This is a genomic window from Enhydrobacter sp. (assembly GCF_030246845.1).
GTDB lineage: Bacteria > Pseudomonadota > Alphaproteobacteria > Reyranellales > Reyranellaceae > Reyranella.
Genome location: NZ_CP126889.1, coordinates 494,255 through 511,908, shown reverse-complemented (window position 1 = coordinate 511,908; position 17,654 = coordinate 494,255). Strand labels below are relative to the sequence as shown.

18 protein-coding genes are annotated in these 17,654 nt (G+C 67.6%); 7 read left to right on the top strand and 11 right to left on the bottom strand.

Features of this window, described 5'->3' with window-relative positions; genetic code table 11:
• Positions 1-43: 43 nt before the first annotated feature.
• On the bottom strand, positions 44-1,252 hold the full coding sequence (locus OJF58_RS02700; protein ID WP_300781530.1) for a CoA transferase: 1,209 nt from the start codon (positions 1,250-1,252) through the stop codon (positions 44-46).
• A 93-nt stretch (positions 1,253-1,345) separates the two neighbouring features.
• Here OJF58_RS02700 and OJF58_RS02695 point away from each other — a divergent pair, with 93 nt between their 5' ends.
• Positions 1,346-2,521, top strand: a complete 1,176-nt coding sequence (locus OJF58_RS02695; RefSeq protein WP_300781529.1) for an iron-containing alcohol dehydrogenase — start codon at positions 1,346-1,348, stop codon at positions 2,519-2,521.
• Between the two features lie 102 nt (positions 2,522-2,623).
• Positions 2,624-3,475 carry a CmcJ/NvfI family oxidoreductase gene (locus OJF58_RS02690; RefSeq protein ID WP_300781528.1) on the top strand — a complete coding sequence of 284 codons (852 nt, stop codon included), beginning with the start codon at positions 2,624-2,626 and terminating at the stop codon, positions 3,473-3,475.
• Positions 3,476-3,678: 203 nt separating this feature from the next.
• On the opposite strand, the gene OJF58_RS02685 is transcribed toward OJF58_RS02690, so the two are convergent.
• Positions 3,679-4,398, bottom strand: a complete 720-nt coding sequence (locus OJF58_RS02685; RefSeq protein ID WP_300781527.1) for an alpha/beta fold hydrolase — start codon at positions 4,396-4,398, stop codon at positions 3,679-3,681.
• A gap of 152 nt (positions 4,399-4,550) precedes the next feature.
• Here OJF58_RS02685 and OJF58_RS02680 point away from each other — a divergent pair, with 152 nt between their 5' ends.
• Entirely contained in the window at positions 4,551-5,996 is a 1,446-nt protein-coding gene (locus OJF58_RS02680) for an amidase (protein ID WP_300781526.1), read from the top strand.
• Here the strand turns inward: OJF58_RS02680 and OJF58_RS02675 are convergent.
• The 6 genes from OJF58_RS02675 to OJF58_RS02650 all read right to left on the bottom strand — a co-directional run bounded on the left by OJF58_RS02675 (position 5,984) and on the right by OJF58_RS02650 (position 13,617).
• Positions 5,984-7,858, bottom strand: a complete 1,875-nt coding sequence (locus tag OJF58_RS02675) for an acetyl-CoA carboxylase biotin carboxylase subunit (protein WP_300781525.1) — start codon at positions 7,856-7,858, stop codon at positions 5,984-5,986. The genes OJF58_RS02680 and OJF58_RS02675 overlap by 13 nt on opposite strands.
• Entirely contained in the window at positions 7,855-8,673 is an 819-nt protein-coding gene (locus tag OJF58_RS02670; RefSeq protein WP_300781524.1) for an enoyl-CoA hydratase-related protein, read from the bottom strand. Before OJF58_RS02670 ends, OJF58_RS02675 begins: the two co-directional genes overlap by 4 nt.
• Positions 8,673-9,833, bottom strand: coding sequence for an acyl-CoA dehydrogenase family protein (locus tag OJF58_RS02665; protein ID WP_300781523.1), 1,161 nt, complete (start codon positions 9,831-9,833; stop codon positions 8,673-8,675). Before OJF58_RS02665 ends, OJF58_RS02670 begins: the two co-directional genes overlap by 1 nt.
• 137 nt (positions 9,834-9,970) lie before the next feature.
• Positions 9,971-11,131 (bottom strand): acyl-CoA dehydrogenase family protein, encoded by a 1,161-nt coding sequence (locus OJF58_RS02660; RefSeq protein ID WP_300781522.1) that lies wholly within the window; start codon positions 11,129-11,131, stop codon positions 9,971-9,973.
• 2 nt (positions 11,132-11,133) lie between these two features.
• Complete coding sequence (locus OJF58_RS02655) at positions 11,134-12,750, bottom strand: carboxyl transferase domain-containing protein (RefSeq protein ID WP_300781521.1); 1,617 nt, start codon at positions 12,748-12,750, stop codon at positions 11,134-11,136.
• Between the two features lie 3 nt (positions 12,751-12,753).
• Positions 12,754-13,617 carry an SDR family oxidoreductase gene (locus OJF58_RS02650; RefSeq protein ID WP_300781520.1) on the bottom strand — a complete coding sequence of 288 codons (864 nt, stop codon included), beginning with the start codon at positions 13,615-13,617 and terminating at the stop codon, positions 12,754-12,756.
• 103 nt (positions 13,618-13,720) lie between these two features.
• On the opposite strand from OJF58_RS02650, the gene OJF58_RS02645 reads away from it, so the two are divergent.
• Positions 13,721-14,017, top strand: coding sequence for an SCP2 sterol-binding domain-containing protein (locus OJF58_RS02645; protein WP_300781519.1), 297 nt, complete (start codon positions 13,721-13,723; stop codon positions 14,015-14,017).
• Between the two features lie 16 nt (positions 14,018-14,033).
• On the opposite strand, the gene OJF58_RS02640 is transcribed toward OJF58_RS02645, so the two are convergent.
• Positions 14,034-14,726, bottom strand: coding sequence for an isoprenylcysteine carboxylmethyltransferase family protein (locus OJF58_RS02640; protein WP_300781518.1), 693 nt, complete (start codon positions 14,724-14,726; stop codon positions 14,034-14,036).
• Positions 14,726-15,280, bottom strand: a complete 555-nt coding sequence (locus OJF58_RS02635; protein ID WP_300781517.1) for an ABATE domain-containing protein — start codon at positions 15,278-15,280, stop codon at positions 14,726-14,728. The genes OJF58_RS02640 and OJF58_RS02635 overlap by 1 nt, the downstream gene beginning before the upstream one ends.
• A 91-nt stretch (positions 15,281-15,371) precedes the next feature.
• Here OJF58_RS02635 and OJF58_RS02630 point away from each other — a divergent pair, with 91 nt between their 5' ends.
• From OJF58_RS02630 to OJF58_RS02620, 3 genes are read left to right on the top strand one after another with little or no spacing between them, the layout of a single operon-like run.
• A complete protein-coding gene (locus OJF58_RS02630) occupies positions 15,372-15,743 on the top strand; it encodes a VOC family protein (protein WP_300781516.1) in 372 nt (123 codons plus the stop codon).
• Between the two features lie 41 nt (positions 15,744-15,784).
• Complete coding sequence (locus OJF58_RS02625; protein WP_300781515.1) at positions 15,785-16,096, top strand: nucleotidyltransferase domain-containing protein; 312 nt, start codon at positions 15,785-15,787, stop codon at positions 16,094-16,096.
• Positions 16,093-16,491, top strand: a complete 399-nt coding sequence (locus OJF58_RS02620; protein ID WP_300781514.1) for a HEPN domain-containing protein — start codon at positions 16,093-16,095, stop codon at positions 16,489-16,491. Before OJF58_RS02625 ends, OJF58_RS02620 begins: the two co-directional genes overlap by 4 nt.
• A gap of 40 nt (positions 16,492-16,531) precedes the next feature.
• On the opposite strand, the gene OJF58_RS02615 is transcribed toward OJF58_RS02620, so the two are convergent.
• Complete coding sequence (locus tag OJF58_RS02615) at positions 16,532-17,617, bottom strand: GDSL-type esterase/lipase family protein (protein ID WP_300781513.1); 1,086 nt, start codon at positions 17,615-17,617, stop codon at positions 16,532-16,534.
• Between the last annotated feature and the right edge of the window lie 37 nt (positions 17,618-17,654).

The window sequence follows — 17,654 nt, the reverse complement described above, 5'->3', positions numbered from 1 at the left end:
CCCGGCGCGACCGGCGGTCGGCCCCGGACTTCCGGTGCTGCCGTCAGCCTTTCCGGATTTCCGTCAACGCGACGCCGGAAGCGACAAGCTTGTCGATCTCAGCCTCCGAATAGCCACGCTCGGCCAGGACCGCCTTCGTGTCGAGCCCGAACTTCTTGGGCTTGCTGCGGACCGCCGCCGGCGTGCGCGAGAGCTTCACCGGGTTGCCGACATTGCGATAGCCGTCCTTCTCCCACACCATGCCGCGATGCGCGGTATGCGGGTGCTCCATGACCTCGGGCACGTCGAGTACCGCGCCGGACGGCACGCCGCCCTTCATCAGCTCCTTCGAGAAGGCGTCGGCGTCGCGGTCCTTCAAGAGCTCCCTCAGCTCGGCTTCCAGCTCGGCCCGATGGGCGACGCGATCCTTGTTGGTCCTGAAGCGCGGATCGTCGGCAAGCGCCGGCTTGCCCAGCATCTGGCAGAGCTTGCGGAACTGTCCGTCGTTGCCGGCGCCCACCACGATGTTGCCGTTGCGGGTCGGGAAGTTGGCGTAGGGCGCGAGGCTCGCATGGCTGTTGCCGACGAGCCTGGGCTTGAGGCCGGCCATGAAGTAGTTGGGCGCGTGCGGCTGGTGCAGGGCGATGGCGCTGTCGTAGAGCGTCGCGTCGACGAACTGGCCCTTGCCGGACCGATTGCGCTCGTAAAGCGCCATCAGGATGCCGATGCAGGCGTTCATGCCGGTCGAGAGATCGACCACCGGCACGCCGATGCGTACCGGCCCGCTTTCCGGCGAGCCGTTGACCGAGACCAGACCGGACGAGGCCTGCACGATGGCGTCGTAGCCGGGAAGGCCGCCCAGGGGACCGTCTTCACCGAAGCCCGACACGCGGGCATGGATCAGCCGTGGAAACTTCGCGGACAGCGTGTCGGCATAGCCGATGCCCCATTTCTCCATCGTGCCGGTCTTGAAGTTGTCGATCAGCACGTCGCTGTCTTCCAGGAGCCGCAGCAGCACGGCCCGGCCTTCGGGCTTCGCCAGGTCGAGCGCCATGGTGCGCTTGTTGCGGTTGATGCCGGCGAAATAGGCCGAGATGCCTTCCTGGTCGAAGGGCGGGCCCCAGCCGCGGGTCTCGTCGCCCTGCGGCGGTTCGATCTTGATCACCTCGGCGCCATGGTCGGCCAGCATCTGGCCGCAATAGGGGCCGCCCAGCACCCGCGACAGATCGACGACCTTCAGCCCTTCCAACGCACCCATGCTGCCCAAAGGCATCTCGTTCCACTCCTCGAACCCGGTCAGGAGGCGCGGTTATAGACCATGCGGCAGGGGCCCGGTACCGTCGGCGCCTCGGTGGAGGAGGGGCGCATGCTGAGCGGAATCCATGGCCATCAGGACATCGAGCGGGTCGTCTATGGCAGGCCTGCCGGCGGTGCCGTGCGCGCCGAAGCGGAGCGGGTGGGCGCTCGGCGCGTCTTCGTGACGACGTCGAAATCGGTGGCGCAGAGTCCCCTGCTGGCCGGGATCGTGGGCGCGCTGGGCGGGCGACATGTCGGCACCTATGCCGGCATCACCGCCCATTCGCCGCGGCCGTGCGTGATCGAGGGGGCGAGGCTCGCGCGGGAGGCGGCGGCCGACCTCATCGTGGCGGTCGGCGGGGGCTCGGTGATCGATGCCACCAAGGTGATGCTGGTCGCGCTGTGGCAGAAGGCGACACGGATCGAGGATCTCGACCCCTATCGCGCCGGCCGGCCGAAGGAGGGCGCGGCGCCGCCGTCGGAGGCAATCCGGCCGCCAGCGGACGCGATCCGCATGATCGCGGTGCCGACGACCCTGTCGGCGGCCGAGTTCAATGCCTATGCCGGCATCACCGACCCGCGTCACGGCATCAAGGAAAGCTTCGGCCATCGCCTGATCGTGCCGCGGGTGATCGTGCTCGATCCGGCGGCGACTTTCGCCACGCCGATGGACCTTATGCTGTCTACCGGACTGAAAGCAGTCGATCACGCTGTCGAGCGGCTGTGCTCCCAGCAGGCGCATCCCTTCGTCATCGGCACGGCCAGCGAGGCGCTGAAGCTTCTGGCGAAGGCCCTGCCGGCGCACAAGGCGAGGCCCGACGACATGGAAACGCGGCTCGATCTGCAGTTCGGCATGTGGCTCTCAATCGGCGCCGGCACGTCGGGCGTCGGCGTGGGCGCGAGCCATAGCATCGGCCATGTGCTGGGCGCCGCCTGCGGCGTGCCGCACGGGCACACGTCCTGCGTCATGCTCCCTTCGGTGCTGCGCTGGAACCTGCCGGCCAATGCCGACCGCCAGAAGAGGGCGAGCGAGGCCTTCGGCCAGCCGGCGGTGCCGGCGGCGGACCTGGTGGCGGGGCTGGTCAGGACACTCGGACTGCCCGGGCGTCTGGCCGATGTCGGCGTCGGCCGGGACCGCTTCCGCGAGATCGCCGAGAAGGCGATGCACGATCGGGCGGTGCTCAACAATCCGCGGCCGATCAGCGGGCCGGCCCAGGTCGTGGAAATCCTCGAGCTCGCGGCCTGAGGCATGAATGACCCCATGAATTCTTCTCGTGGGGTCGCAGCCTTGGGCTGCGTATGTTGCCACCCGATCTAAGCGTTGCTTCTCGACGAACGGATGCCGATCATGCCCGAAGCTCGCCTTGCCCATTCCGCCTGCGCCGCGCCGACCGCGGCCTGGGTCGAAGCGCCGGTCAACTACCTTGCCGATCTCAGCGTCAGGCCGGTGACCTACAATCCACCGCCGGGCACCGGGATGCCGCGCCGCGAGGGCAACTATCGCGATTTCACGGTGCGCATCCGCAACGGGCGTCCGCTCGCGCGCAGCTTCTCGCTCGACAGGCAGGCCTTCGTCCTGACGCGGCACGACACGAAAGTGCGCGATTTCTACGACGAGCGGGAAGTGCGCTCGATCTACTTTCCCGAGGTCGAGGCGCTGATCAAGCGCGAGACCGGCGCGTCGAAGGTCGTGATCTTCGACCATACCGTGCGCACCGCCGACCGGGCCGTCGAGCGCGGGCTGCGCACGCCGGTGCGCAGCGTGCACAACGACTACACCGAGAAGTCCGGCCCTCAGCGAGTGCGCGATCTTCTGCCGGCAAGCGAAGCGGAAGCACGGCTCGCCGGGCGCTTCGCCGAATACAATGTCTGGCGCAACATCGCGCACGAGGCAGTCGAGATGGCGCCGCTGGGGCTGGTCGATGCACAGTCGATCGCGCCCCGCGATCTCGCGGTCTGCGACCTCGTCTATGCCGACCGCGTCGGTGAGATTTACCAGGGCGTCTACAACGCCGATCACCAGTGGCACTATTTCCCGGCGATGACGCGGGAGGAGGCCATCCTCATCAAGTGCTACGACTCGGCAAAGGACGGCCGCGCCCGCTTCTCGCTGCACTCGGCCTTCGACGATCCGTCGTCACCCGCCGATCCCAGGCCGCGCCAGAGCATCGAGGTCCGCACCTTCGCTTTCTTCGACTGATGTAAGAACAAGATTGGGCCACTGGAGTTCGTCGCCGGCCAAGGGCAGATCCTCGGGAATGAACCGGCACTTTTTGGTGAGGCCGCGTCATCCCGAGCGCAGCGAGGGATCCTTTGTCAGCGCTGCGAAAGATCGCTGCGTTCAGGATGACACGACACTGGCTGGATGCCTGATCTTGCTTCTTCCTAGTGGCGCTCATGCCTCTAGGAGCTGGCGATGGTCTCGAGGTGCTGCGCCAGCTCCTCGGGCTGGCTGTAGAACGGCGAATGGCCGCATTCCATGGTGATCACCTTGCAGGGCAGCGCCTTGACCATGGCGCGCTGGCGCGCGATGCGGATGGCGAGGTCCTGGGTGCACTCGATGTACCAGCGCGGCACCGAGCCGTAGCGCTCCTCGGTCAGGGTGACCGGCGTCTTGGAAATCGAGATCGGCTGCGGCCGCAACCGCTCCATGGCGCGATAGCGGTCCTCGGGCGACACGTCGGTATAGAAGAGCGCCGGAAGCTGCGAGCGCACGAAGGTGTAGGTGAGGCCATCGGGGCTGATCTCGCGCGAGCGGCGGAACAGCATGTCGGGATCGCCCGCCGTCATCTCGCGGCTCGCCTTGCCCGAGGGCGGCATCAATCCGCAGACATAGACCAGTGCCTTGAGCTTGCGCCGCCGGGCTTCGGCCACCTGGCTGATGGTGACGCCGCCCAGGGCATGCCCGACCAGCACGACCGGCTCGTCCATCTTGTCGAGGAGACGCGAGATCCTTTCGACATTGTCGGCCAGCGTGACATTGGCGGGCGGCGTCAGATCCTTGCCGAGACCGGGAAGATCGGGCGCGCACACCTTGTGGCCGTGGCCTTCGAGGATGGGCGTCACCTTCTCCCAGCACCAGCCGCCATGACATGCACCGTGGACGAGAATGAACGTCGCCATCCTCAGGACCGCCCTTCGACAGGGCGGGCGCTTGCGCCGGTCTCGAATTGCGTCTTGTCGGCCGAGCTCATCCGGTCCCCAAGGTTCCCTGCGGCTCTATAGCCGGACGACGATGAGGCGGCTAGTCTCGCCGCGTCGCAGGGGAGGCATGCATGAATCCGTGTTTCGAGACCGCCACTCGGCTTGCCCGCGCCATACGAAACGGCCGCCTGTCCTCGCGCGAAGCGACCGACGCGCATCTTCAGCGCATTGCTCGGTTCAACGGTGCGCTCAACGCGCTGGTCGTGGTCGACCGCGAGAATGCGCTGAAGGCCGCGCGTGCCGCCGATCGTGCCGTGGTGCGGAAGGCTAGCAGGCTCGGGCCGCTGCACGGCGTGCCGATCACCATCAAGGAGGCCTTCGACGTCGAGGGACTCGTGACGACTTCCAGCTTCCTGCCACTCAAGGACAATGTCGCGTCCATGGACGCAACCGCCGTGGCCCGGCTTCGCGCGGCCGGCGCCGTCATTCTCGGCAAGACCAACGTGCCCGAACTGTGCATGGACTTTCAGACCGACAGTCCGCTCTTCGGCACGACCAAGAACGCCTGGGATGCGAGGCGCACGGCCGGCGGCTCGACCGGCGGCGGTGCGGCGGCAGTTGCGGCCCGGTTGTCGCCGCTCGAGCTGGGCAGCGACATCGGCGGCTCGGTGCGCAATCCCGCGCACTACAACGGCATCTTCTCGCTGAAGCCGACCGAGTGGCGCGTGCCGGGACGAGGGCACGTGCCCGGCCTTCCCGGCCAGACGCGGACGGTGCGCCATATGGGCGTCTACGGGCCGCTGGCGCGCTGCGTCGACGATCTCGACGTCGCCCTGCGCATCATCGCCGGGCCCGACGGCAGCGAGGCGGAGGCGGCGCCGGTGCCGCTGGGCCCGACCCCGAAGCTCGCCGCCAAGGGGCTGCGCATCGCCTTCATCGACGGCAATCCCCTGGTGCCGGCCTCCACCGAGACGGCGAGGGTGGTGCAGGAGACGGTGCGCCTGCTGGCCAGGGCGGGCATGAAGGTCAGGCATGCCGGGCCGGATGCGCTCGACTGGCAGCAGGCCTGGGACGACTGGTCGGACCTGCTGCAATACGAGGTGCGGGCGCTGCAGCCGCTCGCCGAGCGCGAGCGCTTCTTCGACAAGACCGATGCGCCCGATCCCAGCCTGCGCTCGGTGGCGCGCGCCTCGCGGCTCGGTCTCGCCGACTTCTTCGCGGTCCTCGATCGCCGCGACCAACTGATCCGCCGCTGCGAGTCCTTCCTCGATGGCCACGACGCCTGGCTGATGCCGGTGACACCGGATGTCGCGTTCGAGCGGCAGAAGTCCGGGCAGCCCCTGACGGTCGATGGCCGCGAGCATCCCTATTTCCTGACGGGCACGTCCTACAACTTCCTCGCCAACCTGACCGGCCAGCCGGCGATCGTGGTGCCCTGCGGTCTCTCGAAGGACGGCCTGCCGATCGGCCTGCAGCTCGTCGGCAAGCGCTGGGACGAGGCCAGGCTGCTGGGGATCGCCAAAGTGATGGAGAAGCTGCTGCCGCCTTGTCCGGTGCCGCCGAACTACGCCGACTGAGCGGCCGCAGTCATGGTCACCAGGACCGTGCGATTGCTCACCTGCTGACCTTCCTTCACGGCGATCGTCTCGATCGTGGCATCGAGCGCCGCCTTGAGCTGGTGCTGGATCTTCATCGCCTCCAGGACGATCAGCGTCTGGTCGCGCACGACTTTCTCGCCGGCATCGACCTTCACGGAAACGATGCGCCCGTCCATGGGCGCGCGCAGCTTGCCGTCGCCGCCGGCCTGCGCGGACGCGGGCGGCAGATAGGTGCGGTCCTGGAAGCGCACTGTATGCCCGTCGAGATCGACGAGGATATCGTTGCCGTCGAGGTGGAAGGGCGCATGCGTGGCCACGACGTCCTCGGGCAAAAGATGCAGCACGCGCTCGCTGTCGCCGACCGCCAGCTTGATCGGGGTCGGTTCCGGGTTGGAGTTGCGCCAGCCGCGCAAGGGGGCGGGATAGCGCTCGGCGGACCGCCGCCACAGAAGGCTCGCCGCCAGCTTCCAATGGGCATCGCTGATGGCCGGAGTGGGGAAGGCATGTCTGCCGAGGAAGGCCGTGGTCGCTTTGCCGCTCGCGAACGCTGGATGCTCCAGCACGCGAATCAGGAAATGGCGGTTGGTGGTCGGGCCGAGCACCATGGTGTCCCGCAGCGCCCGGACCAGGCGCCTGCGCGCCTCGTCGCGCGTTGCGCCATGGGCGATCACCTTGGCGATCATGGGATCGTAGAAGGGCGAGATGGCGAGCCCTTCCTGCACGCCGTGGTCGAGCCTCACGCCGGGCCCGGCCGCCGGCCGCCAGACATCGATACGGCCGGTCTGCGGCAGGAAGCCGGCATCGGGATCCTCGGCATAGAGCCTCGCCTCGATGGCATGGCCGTCCAGGCGGATATCGTCCTGTGCCAAGGGGAGCGGCTCGCCGCGTGCCACGCGAAGCTGCCATTCGACGAGGTCGAGGCCGGTGACGGCCTCGGTCACGGGATGCTCGACCTGCAGCCGCGTGTTCATCTCCAGGAAGTAGAAGGCGCCGTCGCCGCCCAGCAGGAACTCGACCGTCCCTGCGCCGCGATAGCCGATGGCCTTGGCGGCGGCGACCGCGGCCGCGCCCATGCGCCGGCGCAAGTCGGCGTCGACGGCGGGCGAGGGCGCTTCCTCGATCACCTTCTGGTGGCGCCGTTGCACCGAGCAATCGCGCTCGCCGAGATGGATCACATTGCCGTGGCTATCGCCGAAGACCTGGATCTCGACGTGGCGCGCATCGACGACGGCCTTCTCCAGGATCAGCTCGCCGGAGCCGAAGGCGCTCTCCGCTTCCGTGCGCGCGGTCCGGATGGCCTCCGCCAGGTCGGCCTCATGCTCCACCAGCCGCATGCCGCGCCCGCCGCCGCCGGCGGCGGCCTTGACCATGACAGGCAAGCCGATCTTGCGCGCCTCCTGCTCGAGGCCGGCATCGCTCTGGTCGGCGCCCTGATAGCCGGGCACGCAAGGCACGCCTGCCTCGATCATGCGGCGCTTGGCGGCGGCCTTGTTGCCCATGGCGGCGATCGCCGCAGGCGGCGGCCCGATGAAGACGAGGCCCGACTTCTCGCAGGCTGTCGCGAAGCTCTCATTCTCGGAAAGGAAGCCGTAGCCGGGATGGACGGCATCGGCGCCCGAGGCGCGCGCCGCCTCGAGAATGCGGTCGACGCTGAGATAGCTCTCGCCCACGGGCGGCGGCCCGATCCGCACCGCCTCGTCGGCGAAGGCCACGTGCGGCGTTTCCCGGTCGGCATCCGAATAGACGGCCACCGTGCGGTAGCCCATCGCTCTGGCCGTGCGCATCACGCGCCAGGCGATCTCGCCGCGGTTGGCGACCAGGATCTTGGTGAAGGAGGTCATTCGACGGCCCACTTGGGCGGGCGCTTCTCGGCGAAGGCGCGCAGGCCTTCGGCCGCCTCGGGGCTGCGCCGCGCCTCGGCGAACTTGTCGGCGGCGAAGTCGAGCACGGCCGACAGCGGCTCGGCCCCGACCTTCATGACCACCGCCTTCGTCAAGGCATTGGCCAGCGGCGCGCAGCGGTCGATCTGCCTCAAGACCTCTTCCAGCTTGGCGTCGAGCGCCGCGCCATCCTTCACGAGGTGATGCACGATGCCCAGGCGATAGGCTTCCGGTCCCCTGAAGCGCGCCGCGGTCAGCGCCAGATGGCGAGTCTGTGGCACGCCGATGCGGGCGGCGACAAAAGGGGCGATCTGGGCCGGCACGATGCCGATCGCCGTCTCGCTCATGGCGAAGCCCGCGTCCTCGGTGCAGAGCGCTACGTCCGACACGCACAGCAGACCGAAGCCGCCGGCGATGGCATAGCCCTCGACAGCGGCCACGACGACCTGCGGCGTGCTGTTCACCATCTCGAGAAAGGTTCCATATTCGCGATTGTTGAGCGCGATCGGATCCTTCTCGCCGGGCTTCGGCTGCTCGGCGAAGCTCTGCTCCATGTTCTTGAGGTCGGCGCCGGCGCAGAACGTGCCGCCCGCGCCGCGCAGAACCACCGACTTGATGTCGCGTCGCTCGCGCAGGCCCTGGAACACCGCGCACAGCTCGCCGATCAGCGTCGGGTTGAGCGCGTTCTTCACCTGCGGCCGGTTCAGCGTCACGTGCAGGCGCGAACGGTCGCGGCGCAGCAGCAGCGTCTCGTATGTCGAGGCGAGTTCGGCCATCAGCGGTTCTCCAGCCGGGGAAGGGTGCCCATCATCTTGGCGATGATCTGCAGCATGACCTCGTCGGCGCCGCCGCCGATCGAGGCGAGCCGCGAGTCGCGAAAGGCCCGCGCCGTCGGCGATTCCCAGAGATAGCCGGCACCGCCCCAGTACTGCAGGCAGCCGTCGGTGACGAGGCGCAGCATGCGGCCGGCCTTCAGCTTGGCCATGGAGGCCAGCATCGTCACGTCCTTGCCGTCGAGGTACTCCTCGCAGGCGCGGTAGCAGAGGGAGCGCACCAGCTCGACCTCGGTCCGCAATTCGGCGAGCTTGAAGTGGATCACCTGGTTGTCGAGCAGCGGCCGGCCGAACACTTTGCGCTCGCGCGTGTAGTCGATCGTCTCGTCGATCAGACGTTCCATGCCGACCACGGCGCTGATCGCGCCCCACAGCCGCTCCTCCTGGAACTGCTGCATTTGATAGACAAAGCCCATGCCCTCCTGGCCGATGGTGTGGCGCACCGGCACCTTCACCTCGTCGAAGAAGATCTGGGCGGTGTCGGAACTCCTCATGCCGAGCTTGTCGAGCTTCTTCACGACCTGCACGCCCCTGGTCTTCATCGGGAGGCAAATCAGCGACTTGTTCCTGTGCACCGGGCCTTCGCCGGTATTGGCCAGCAGGCACATCCAGTCGGCCTGCGTGCCGTTGGTGGTCCACATCTTGCCGCCGTCGATCACCCAGTCGCCGCCGACCTTGCGCGCGGTTGTCTTGAGCGAGGCGACGTCGGAGCCGGCGCCCACCTCGGAGACGCCGAGGCAGGCGACATAGTCGCCGGCGATCGAGGGCGCGAGGAACTCGCGGCGCAACTCGTCGCTGCCGTGGCGGGCCAGGGCCGGTGTGGCCATGTCGGTCTGCACGCCGATCGCCATCGGCACCGAGCCGCAGTGGATGTGGCCCAGCTCCTCGGCCATCACCATGGCGTAGGAATAGTCGAGGCCCATGCCACCGTACTCGACCGGCTTGTTGATGCCGAGCAGGCCGGCATCGCCCAGCTTCTTGAAGACCTCGTGGGCCGGGAAGATGCCGTCCTCCTCCCACCGGTCGACGTGCGGATTGATGTCCCGGTCGATGATGGCGCGCAGCGTGCGGCGGATCTCGTCATGCTCTTGCGTGAACTGCATCTATGCCTCCTGCGCACGCCCGGTCGCGTTACTCGAGATCCGTGTCATCCCGAACGAAGTGAGGGATCTTTCACGATGCTGATCAAAGATCCCTCGCTGCGCTCGGGATGGCACCGACAACTGGCAAACAGCGGTCATCACCGGTTCCCCAACCGCGGCAGGGTGCCCATCAGCTTGGCGATGATCTGCAGCATCACTTCGTCGGCGCCGCCGCCGATCGAACCCAGGCGGCCGTCGCGATAGCTGCGCGCGACCGGGCTGTCCCAGAGATAGCCCGCGCCGCCCCAGTACTGCAGGCAGGCATCCGACACCTCGCGGCGCAGGCGGCCCGCCTTCAGCTTGGCCATCGAGGCCAGCATCGTGACGTCCTTGCCCGCGAGGTACTCCTCGCAGGCGCGATAGACCAGCGCGCGCAGCGCCTCGACCTCGCTCTTGAGCTCGGCGAGGCGGAAATGGACGACCTGATTGTCGAGCAGCGGCCGGCCGAAGACCTGGCGCTCGCGCGTGTAGTCGATGGTGGCGTTGATGATGCGCTCGCAGCCCATCAGCGTGCCGGCGCCCGCCCACAGCCGCTCCTCCTGGAACTGCTGCATCTGGTAGACGAAGCCCATGCCCGGCTGGCCGATCGTATGGCGCACCGGCACCTTCACCTCGTCGAAGAAGGTCTGCACGGTGTCGGAGGCGCGCATGCCGAGCTTGTCGAGCTTCTTCACGATCGACAGGCCCTTGCTCTTCATCGGCACCACGATCAGCGACTTGTTCTTGTGCACCGGGCCGTCGCCGGTGTTGGCCAGCAGGCACATCCAGTCGGCCTGCGCGCCGTTGGTGGTCCACATCTTGCCGCCGTTGATCACCCAGTCGCCGCCGACCCGGCGGGCCGTGGTCTTGATCGAGGCGACGTCGGAGCCTGCGCCGGTCTCGGAGACGCCGAGGCAGGCGACATAGTCGCCGCTGATCGAGGGCGCGAGGAACTCGCGGCGCAGCTCGTCGCTGCCGTAGCGGGCGAGGGCGGGGGTCGCCATCGAGATCTGCACGCCGGTCGCCATCGGGATCGAGCCGCCGTTCACCAGGCCCAGCGATTCGGAGCAGATCATGGCGTAGGAGAAGTCGAGGCCCGAGCCGCCGAACTCGACCGGCTTGTCGACGCCCAGAAGGCCCGCATCGCCCATCTTCTTGAACAGCTCGTGGGCCGGGAACCGGCCTTCCTTCTCCCACTGATCGACATGGGGATTGATCTCGCGGTCGATCAGCGTCTTCCAGGTCTGACGCAGCGCCTCGTGCTCGGGCGTGAACTTCATCTCTACATCCTCGCGACGCCGAAGGTGATGGGATTGAGCGGCCGCACCATCGACTCCCGGGCGATGGAGAGCGTGAAGGCGAGCACGCGGCGCGTGTCGCGCGGGTCGATGATGCCGTCGTCCCAGAGATGCGCGGTGGCGTAAAGCGCCGTGGACTCGCGATCGAACTGGTCGACGATCGACTTGTACATCTTGTCGATCTGCTCGCGCGGCGGTTCCTTGCCCTCGCGACGGAACTTCTGCTCGGTCACGGTCCGCATCACGCCCGCCGCCTGCTCGCCGCCCATCACGGCGATCCGGCTGTTGGGCCAGGCGAAGATGAAGCGCGGGTCGTAGGCGCGGCCGCACATGCCGTAGTTGCCGGCGCCGAAGCTGCCGCCGATCACGATGGTGATCTGCGGCACCGTCGCGTTGGCCACCGCCTGGATCATCTTGGAGCCGTGCTTGACGATGCCGCCGCGCTCGGCCTCAGTGCCGACCATGTAGCCGGTGGTGTTCTGCAGGTAGACGATCGGCGTGCCCTGTTGGCAGCAGAGCTGGATGAATTGCGCCGCCTTGACCGAGCCCTTGGAGGTGATGGGGCCGTTGTTGCCAATCAGGGCGACCGGCTCGCCCTCGATCTCCGCCCAGCCGCAGATCGTCTGCTGGTCGAACAGGCCCTTGAACTCGAGGAAATCCGAGCCGTCGACCAGGCGCGCGATCACCTCGCGCACGTCGTAGGGGTCCTTGTGCGAGGGCGGCACGATTCCGCAGAGCTCGTCGATATCGTACAGCGGCTCCTTGAACGGCTTGGTCGTTCGCGGCGGCAGCCTGTCGTTCCAGTGCCACCTGGCGATCACCTCGCGCGCCATGCGGATGCCGTCGGCATCGTCTTCGGCCATCCATTCGGCGACGCCCGACACGGTGGCATGCATCTCCGCGCCGCCCAGCTCCTCGTCGGTCGCGATCTCGCCGGTCGCGGCTTTCAGAAGCGGCGGGCCGGCCAGGAAGACCTTGGCCTGGTTGCGCACCATGATGACGTAGTCCGAGAGGCCGGGCAGGTAGGCGCCGCCCGCCGTCGAGGAACCGTGAACGACCGTCACCTGCGGGATGCCGCGCGCCGACATGCGCGCCTGGTTGGCGAAGCCGCGGCCGCCGGGCACGAAGATCTCGGCCTGATAAAGGAGATTGGCACCGCCCGACTCGACGAGGTTCACGACCGGCAGCTTGTTCTCCAGAATGATCTGCTGCACGCGCTGGCCCTTGCGCTGGCCGGACGGTGCGACAGTGCCACCCTTGATGGCGGAGTTCGACGCCGTCACGACGCAGCGCACGCCCTCGACATAGCCGATGCCCGAGACCGAGCCGCCGCCGGCGCTCGATCCGTCCCTGTCGTCGTGCATGCGGTAGCCGGCGAGCGGCATCAGCTCGAGGAACGGTGCGCCGCGATCGAGCAGCAGGGCGATGCGTTCGCGCGGCATGAGTTGCTTGCGCTTGGCGAACCGCGCCCGCGATTTCTCGGCGACCGCCTGCACGCTCGCCTCGGCGTCGCGAAACTCGCGGATGGCCGCCAGCATGCGCGTCCGGTTCCGCCCGAACTCGTCGCTGTTGCGGTCGATCTGGGTCTCGATGATCGGCATGGTTCAGCCGCCCAGGACCTTGGGCGTGACGGCGAGGTGGAAGCCGTTGAAGGGCTGCGACCGGTCGGTCGCCGGCAGGTCGACCGAGCGGTTGGCGAGCGGCACGCCGCCGTCGATCCGGATCTCGGTGCCGGTGATGTAGGCCGCGGCCTTGCTCAACAGGAAGCAGACGGCGGCCGAGACTTCGCTCTCGGTGCCGAGGCGCCCCAGCGGGCAGTAGCCCTTGAGCCTGGGAATCTGTTCCTTGAACTCGCCGCTGTAGGTGTCCATGCCGGAGGAGGCGATCCAACCCGGCGCCACCGAGTTCACGCGCACGCCGGAGACCGCCCATTCGTAGGCGAGCGTCATGGTGAGGTTCGCCATGCCGGCGCGGGCCGCGCCCGTATGCACCATGTTGGGGAAGCCGTTGCGGTAGTCGGCCGTCATGTTGACGATCGAGCCGCCGTGCCGCCGCATCGACTGCGTATAGACCTCGCGGCTCACCAGGAAGCCGCCGGTGAGGTTGTTGCGCACGACGACGTCGAAGCCCTTGGCGCTGAGCTCGGCGGCGGGCGAGGGGAACTGGCCGCCGGCATTGTTGAACAGCCCGTCGATGCGACCGTTGGCGGCGACGATCCTGGCCACCGCTTCCCTGACCTGCGCCTCCTCGCGGATGTCGAAGGCGTGGAACTCGCAACTGCCGCCGCTCGCTTCGATCTCGGCCTTCGCCTTCTCGAGCTTCTCGATCTTGCGGCCGGTGATGGCGACGTGCGCGCCGAGCGCGGCCAGCTCGTGCGCCGTGCAGCGCCCTATGCCGCTGCCGCCGCCCGTCACGACGACCGTCTGGTCCCTGAACAGTCCCGGCGCGAAGACCGAGCGATACGACATGTTTCCTCCGCACGCCTGAACAGCCGTTCACCGGGCTGTAGTTGACGTTTACGTAAAGGTCAAGTAAGCCCCCCGGACGGTCGGCCGACAGGAGGAACTCGACATGACCTTGCAGGAAATCACCGCGAAAATGAAGGAAGGCGCGGCGAAGAAGTCGTCCTTCGGCAACACCGTGAAGTTCGCTACGGACCAGGGCGTCGTCTATATCGACGGCAACGCGAACCCGCCCGCCGTCAGCAACGACGACAAGGCCGCCGACTGCACCATCAAGATGGACTTCAGCGACTTCGCCGACCTGATCGGCGGCAAGCTCGACGGCATGAGCGCGTTCATGACCGGCAAGCTCAAGATCGAGGGCGACATGGGTGTCGCCATGAAGCTGCAAAGCATCCTGCGCTAAGGGCGCCGCAGGCGGCTCACCAGAGGTGCGGTATCAGGCGATACCGCACTTTTTCTTTGTACGCGGCGTAGCCCGCGAGCCGGCGCGCGAGGAAGCGCTCCTCGTCGACGATTCGCCAGACCAGCGCGGCAGCGATGACGCCGAGCGCGATCAGCCCCCACCAGGAGCCGAGCGCGATCGGAATGCCGAGCAGCATCACCAGCGATCCGGCATACATCGGATGGCGCACGTAGGCGTACGGCCCGGTCGAGATGACCTTCTGGTCGTCGGCGACCTCGATCGTCGCCGAGGTGAAGCTGTTCTCCCGGAACACCCGCCAGACCGCGAGCCAGCCCAGCACGACGAGGATGTCGCCAGCCACGGCGATCGGCGGCGGCATGTGGGACCAGCCGAGGCGGCGGTCGAGCGCCGGAACGACGATCAGGCCGGCAAAGCCGATCGAGGCGAACAGCATGATGATCTTCTGCGACGTTTCCTTCTCGGCCAGAGGACCGGCCCGCATGCGCCGCTCGACCAGCCCGGGATCGGTCTTCAGGAGACGGGCCGTGATCAGAAGCGACGCCGCGAAATAGACGATCAGGAAGATCCAGGCCTGCCAGTAAACCAGCGTCCACGGAATGCCGAACAGGAGCGCCGCGGTGACGAGGAAGACGCCGACAATGCTCTGGAACGCCTTCCGCGCCAGCCTGTCCGTCCCGGCCGGCGCCATCAGGCCTCTTCCTTGCTCTTGTGATAGTGGCGCCGCGCCTTGGCACGGTTGCCGCAGGCCGACATCGAGCACCAGCGGCGCTTGCCGGCGCGGCTGTCGTCGAGGAACAGCCAGCCGCATTCCGGGTTGGCGCAGCGCCGCACGCGGCCGAGCCGCGGCCCGGTCAGGAGATCGCCGGCCGTCCACAGGACCGGGGCGAGCAGGGCGAGCGCGGTCCCCGACCGCGCCTCGATGTCCCATTCATAGCCGTTGCGCGTGCGCTTGAGCGCCGTTCGTGCCGGCGCCGCTGCCAGCGCGCCGTTCAGGGCCGCGAGGTCGCGCGCCGCCGCGGGCCGGGCCTGGGCCTGCGCATCGAACAGCCGATAGATCGTCTCGCGCAGGGCAAGCGCATGCTCGAACTCCCTGCTCGGCAGCGGCCTGTCGGCCCTGGCGCCGAGACTGGCCGCTGCCCAGGTGGCGAGGTCTTCCGGCCCGTCCAGCGTCTCGGTGGGAGTGGCCTGGCCGCGCCAATAGCGGGTGTTGGCGAAGTCGAGGCAGAGATCGGGACGGACCATTATGACCAGCAGTTAATAACCGCCTGACCGGTTGACAAGCTCGATAGGAGATATTAACCACTTAACTGGTTATCCAGTTAAGGAGGAAACGATGTTCGACCACGTTTCGATCGGCGTCAGCGACATCAAGCGGACGGGCAGGTTCTACGACGCGGCGCTGCGGCCGCTGGGCTTCACGCGACTGTCGGACGGCGAGAGCTCGCTCGGCTACGGCGGCAAGGGCGTGCAGCTCTGGATCTCGGCGGCGACCAAGCCGGTGAAGGCCGACATGGAGTCGGGCCTGCATTTCTGCTTCAACGCCCCCGACCGCGCCGCCGTCGACGCCTTCCATGCCGCCGCGCTCGAGGCCGGCGGCAAGGACAACGGCAAGCCCGGCCTTCGCAAGGAGTACAGCCCCGGCTATTACGCTGCCTTCGTCATCGATCCCGACGGCTATCGGCTGGAGGCGTACTGCGGGAAGTGACCGCAATGCAATCGATCGCCTCTCACGCTATGATGGCTAGCATGAGAGGCGATCTCGCTCCTGTCCGCGAATTCAAGCGCCGCGCCGAGCAAGCCCTGCCGGGCCGGATCAAGAAGGTCGTGCTTTATGGACCGCGCGCACGCGGAGAGGCTCGCCGCCACTCGGATTGGGACGTCGCGATCTTCGTGAAGGGCGCGGTGGCGCCGGCCGAGGCAACGATGCTTTCCCATATCGGCTCCGATCTCTTCTTCGATCTAGGATGGAATATTCATCCGGTGACGTTGCCGGCGCGCCGAGAGAACGAAGACAGCTTCTTCCTGCGCAACGTCCGCCATGATGGAATCGTTGTTTGAAACCTGAAGTGCGGCAGAGGCTCGCCAAGGCAAGGCGGCTTGTCCGAATTGCCCGCCGCTACGACGCCAGGAAAGACCCGGAAGGCATCGCGCATCACGCGTACTATGCAATGTACAATGCGGCGACCGCGGTCTTCTTGGAACGAGACAGTACCTATCCCAAGACACACGCATCGCTCGTCGGCCAGTTCGGCCTGCTGATCAAAGACATGCCCGGCAATGCCCGTGAACATGGCCGGGCCCTGCGCGAAAGCTTCGAGTTGCGCCTGCTTGCCGACGACGACGCAGGCGCAACTGGTCTGACAGAGCGGGCCGAAGCGTCGCTCGCTGCCGCTGCAAGCTTCGTGGCATTCGCGGCAACCCTGATAGCACAGCGAGAAAAGCATCGTCATTAGTCAGGCGCGGCGCCGGATGTGTGGACAAGCGGCAGAGCCGTCAGCGATCCTGCTTCGCCAGCGCCTCGGCGACGAGCTTTGCCGTGAGCGCATTGCCGCGGTCGTTCATGTGCCAGAGGCCGTAGAGGCCGCGCGGCCCGTCCGTGTCGGACCACTTCGCCAGGGTGTCGTAGCTGTCGAGGACGTCGAGGCCGCGCCGGCGGGCGCAGGCGAGCAGGCCGGCCGTCATGCGGCGCTGATCGGCCGCGAAGTCGGGATCCTGCCACACCACCGGATCGTATTGCGCGAGCACCAGCACCCGCGCATCGCTCACGCGCTGCAGGGTCTGCAGCCGCGCCGTCAGGCGGCAGGCGATCGCCTCGCCTTCGCCGGCCGGATGCACGCGGATATGGTCGCCGAACCAGTCGTGCAGCAGGTCGAGGCGGCGCAGGACGAAGTCGAAGAGGTAGGAATAGCCCAGCGTGCGCTGCCAGAAGCCGAGCGTCGTGCGTGGATCGGGACGCGGCGGCACTGGCACGTTGCGCAGCACCAGCCCGCTTCCCTGCAGGTCGAAGTAGGGCTTCTCGGCGCCCCACTGGCGCCGCATCTCGGTGCGCCGGATGTCGTCGGCGATGAAGCTCACCACGATCGCGGAGGGGCGGTGCACGACGGCCATCTCCGCCCTGAGCACGGTCTGGTCGAAGCCGTAGCCGCTCACGCCGCCATTGAGCACGCGCCTTCCCGTCAAGGCCTGCAGGTGCGCAGGCCAGGTCTCGAGGTCGGTCACCTCGTCGCCGTAGGTGTAGGAATCGCCGACCGCCAGGATCGGCCCGCCGGTCGCGGCCGCCGGCGGATCGCCCGTGCGGCGAAAGCCGTCGGCATCGAAGCTGACGCCCTTCGCCGCATAGTTCGGCCGCGGTGCGTAGCCCAGCATCGGATCGTCGACGAAGCGGCTCTGCTCGCGCTGGGCGAGCACGGTGCGCGCGTCGAGCACGAAGTTCGGCCAGTCGGTGAGATAGCCGGCCCAGGCTCGCAACCCCAGCTCCAGAAGCCCCAGCGACACGACGATCGAGACCGCCACCAGCCCGAAGCGGAACAGCAGCTCGAGACGCGGGCGCGCTTTGTCGGAGAAGGCAGGAGGGCGCACGGTTACGTCGGAAGCCGTTGCGCGGCAGGCTTATTCA